The sequence below is a fragment of the Candidatus Termitispirillum reticulitermitis genome (assembly GCF_054655775.1).
On record NZ_BAAIHG010000088.1, the window covers coordinates 1 to 3,561 of the forward strand.

Here is a 3,561-nt window from a genome sequence, read left to right on the forward strand (position 1 = left end):
GTTAGCTATGATGTTGACGTAGAATCTCAAGGGGGCGCGCCTGTAGCTGCTGCTCCTGTGGCTCGTGCGGCGGCTCCTGCTACTAAGGCGGCTCCTGCTGGAGCAGAAGGTTTCGCTGCAGGTGATGGCTTGAAAGCACCTTTGGGCGGAACTATTCACGAAGTGCTGTGCAAACCGGGCATGAGCGTGAAGAGGGGTGATACCCTATTTGTAATTGAAGCTATGAAGATGCACACGAAGCTTGCTGCTGATAAGGATGCGAACTTGGGCGATGTGCTTGTTAAGGTTGGCGACAACATTAAGATAGCTCAATTGCTTGTAAGATACGTATAATACTAACAAAAGTTTTATTGCGGGGGAGCTGAAAAGCTCCCCTGTTGCGTTGTAGCCCATTCGTTCCATTTAGCCCACTTTTTGCCGATTATATACTTGATGGACTTATTATGTTGCAAGTGAACCTTACGTTGTGAACGGATACTTCTCCTCTCCCCTCTCCATCGGGACTTGGAAACATCCTCTAATCTCTAACTAACCCTTAAAACCAGTAGAGACGATTATTTTCCCTTCCCCAAGAACGACAAATGCTTAATGCTTATTATAAATAATTTGACTTTATCTATATTTTAGTATATATTAAATCAGATAATATATGCTATAATATCTATTAAACTATGAGGTTGTAATGAAAAGAACATCTATCTTGCCACTCCCTGTTCGCAAAGCGTTGCGAAAACTGGGCAGTGATATAAAGGAGGCTCGTATAAGACGTCGTCTAACTATGGGGTTAGTGGCGGAGCGTGCGGGTATCACAGCTGTCAGCTTGTCAAGGGTTGAACGTGGGGATGGGGCGGTGTCTATCGCCATATATGGCAAAGTGTTGTTTGTCTTGGGGCTAACTGATAACCTCTATAACCTAGCAGACACTGCAAATGACACGCTTGGGCAAGTGCTAGCGAGTGAACAGCTACCTAAACGTGTTCGCTATAAGAAGAGGGCTACAAATGGTTGATAAAAAGGTTTATGTGTTTATTGAACTAGAGGGTGTAAACCAGCTAGTCGGGCAGATGTGGATGCATTTCAGAAACGGCACTGAAACGGCGTCCTTTGAGTATTCACAAGAATGGTTGGAGAATGACAAACGTTTTTCGCTAGAACCATCGCTATACCTGTCTAGTGGTGTTCAGCATACCAATAAGAAGATTTTCGGAGCTATAGGCGACTCTGCTCCTGACCGCTGGGGCAGAGCGTTGATGAAAAAAATTAAGACAGGAAAAACATTAAACGAAATAGACTATCTGCTACTTGTTAACGATAGGACACGTCAAGGGGCGTTGCGCTTTAAGTCCGATTTAGAAGGCGAGTTTCTGACTACTACATCGGATATGGAATCTATTCCCCCAATTGTTGAGCTATCCAAGCTGTTGGCGGCATCTGAAAATATTGTTGAGGACAAAGAAACGAGTAGCGATTTGAAATTATTGTTTGCGCCGGGTTCATCTCTGGGAGGCGCACGTCCCAAAGCTTCTGTTATTGATAATCAAGGCAATTTATGCATTGCTAAATTTCCCAAGAAAGATGATGACAGTAATGTAGTCCTGTGGGAGGCTGTCGCCTTATCTTTGGCAAAGCTGGCGGGTATTAACACCCCCAACTGGCGGTTAGTTCAAGTGGCAGACAAGGCGGTTATCGTTATTAAAAGATTTGATAGATTGAATACTTGGCGTATTCCTTTCCTTTCAGCGATGAGTATGCTCGGTGCATCGGATAATGATGGACAATCATACAGCTATATGGACATTGCAGATGCTCTGCGTCAATCAGGAGCACAACCTAAAGATGACTTAGTTGAACTATGGCGGCGAATCGTATTCTCAATCCTCATTTCTAATACAGACGACCACTTGAGAAATCACGGTTTTTTATATCAAAATGAGCAAGGGTGGCGCTTATCGCCAGTCTACGACCTTAACCCGTCAGCAGATAGCACAGGGCATTTGCACACCTTTATCTCACAAGATGATAGCACGGCTTCGCTGGAGCTAGCTTTGTCAGTTGCTGACTACTTCGGGCTAAACAATATTGAAGCTACCTATATTATTGACGAGGTTAAGTCTGCCGTTGTTGACTGGGCGAAAGTAGCTAGGGGACTAAATATTCCACAGACAGAAATCAAACGTATGGGGACTGCTTTTTATGCTTGACGAAAGCAGAACAAATATGCTCCAGTAGCAGATTATAAGGCAACAAAAAAGTTTGTAAATTTAACCAAGGTTAAATTTACACGTTTTTTTACTCTTATAGCACGATTATTTTTAGAAGTCAAAGAAAACTGCAAGAACAGCCATATATCAGCCACCCCTACCCTACCCGTTCACGAGGTTGCCCCCGTCAAGGGGGAGGGAAAACTCCATTGTCAACCGTGTAAAAATAACCTTGGTTAGTTTGACAAAATAAAAGGATGGTTTGTGTATGAAAAAGCCTTTTGTCCTGTTTTTGTTGATGTGCTTTATGGCTTGTGGCGGAGTATTCGCCATAGCGCAGGGTAATAAATATACCTTGGGGGTAGATGCCTTTTATGATAACGGCATCTGCAGGGATGGCGATAACAAGCGCATAACGGGGATTGTTCGTAGCGTAGATGATGATGGCGATATGTATGTATGGCAAGTTAAAAATGGGTTAATTACGTTTTCATGGGCATTTTATCCCAGCGGTAGGTTAGCAACGGAATTTCCATTCAAGAACGGCGTGACGGAAGGCAATGCGAAATTGTATTACGAGAGCGGACGATTAAAGTGGACATATCCCTATGTGAATGACAAGAAGCAAGGGGTGGCTACGGGCTACGCTGATAATGGCAGAATACTTATGAAAATTACCTACAAAAATGATAGGGCTGTAAGCGGTGCTTGTGCCAACGGCAGAGCCTTAACGTTCGCAGAATTGACTAATCTTATGAATGGCTTGAATGTGGATTGCTACTGACGCAGAATATGGGGGGCGATAAGTGAACATCCTTAAAGAACAAAAGTCCCCTCACGGGGGCTATACCTATTTTATTATACAACAATATCGTTATGTAGTTCTTTTAACTCGGCGAGGGAAAGCCCCACGAGGTCGGCAACATCCTCTACAGGATAGCCTTTAGTCAAGAGGTTTTTGGCAACGTCCAGTTTGCCTCTCAGTTCGCCTTTCAGCTCCCCTCTTTGCAAGCCTTGTTCTAAGCCTTGCTCTAAGCCTCGTTCTAAGCCTTCTTCTAAGCCTTCTTCATACCTAGCCATTTCAGCGTCTTCTTGTGTTAATTCCATAGTTAGCATATTGAACACCTCCACTGAGTGTTTATGTAAAAAATCTCTTAATATCCCTCGTTCTATACATATCTTTATCGCCCGCTCCATAGCACTGGATAACGCTACTTTATCCCTGCTATTTATCCCTCTTGTCTCCTGCCTAACTACCTCCACAAACTCCGCATAGTCCCCAAGCGTTCCGCTCGCTTTCAATACCTTGCCATTATGCCCTTTATTAACATTCAGCACACGAGCTTCTAACTCTAAAAAG

4 protein-coding genes and 1 pseudogene are annotated in these 3,561 nt (G+C 43.8%); 4 read left to right on the plus strand and 1 reads right to left on the minus strand.

Annotated features, from left to right (window positions below; genetic code table 11):
* From AC1MDJ_RS07000 to AC1MDJ_RS07015, 4 genes are all read left to right on the plus strand, one after another.
* The coding region (locus tag AC1MDJ_RS07000) for a biotin/lipoyl-containing protein (RefSeq protein ID WP_479690214.1) at positions 1 to 333 on the plus strand (333 nt) is incomplete at its 5' end.
* 349 nt (positions 334 to 682) lie between these two features.
* Positions 683 to 1,009, plus strand: a complete 327-nt coding sequence (locus AC1MDJ_RS07005) for a helix-turn-helix domain-containing protein (RefSeq protein WP_479690215.1) — start codon at positions 683 to 685, stop codon at positions 1,007 to 1,009.
* Positions 1,002 to 2,201, plus strand: coding sequence for a type II toxin-antitoxin system HipA family toxin (locus tag AC1MDJ_RS07010; RefSeq protein ID WP_479690216.1), 1,200 nt, complete (start codon positions 1,002 to 1,004; stop codon positions 2,199 to 2,201). Before AC1MDJ_RS07005 ends, AC1MDJ_RS07010 begins: the two co-directional genes overlap by 8 nt.
* A gap of 268 nt (positions 2,202 to 2,469) precedes the next feature.
* A complete protein-coding gene (locus AC1MDJ_RS07015) occupies positions 2,470 to 2,985 on the plus strand; it encodes a toxin-antitoxin system YwqK family antitoxin (RefSeq protein ID WP_479690217.1) in 516 nt (171 codons plus the stop codon).
* Between the two features lie 74 nt (positions 2,986 to 3,059).
* Here the strand turns inward: AC1MDJ_RS07015 and AC1MDJ_RS07020 are convergent.
* Positions 3,060 to 3,561: pseudogene (locus AC1MDJ_RS07020) on the minus strand (hypothetical protein); the annotation flags it as partial.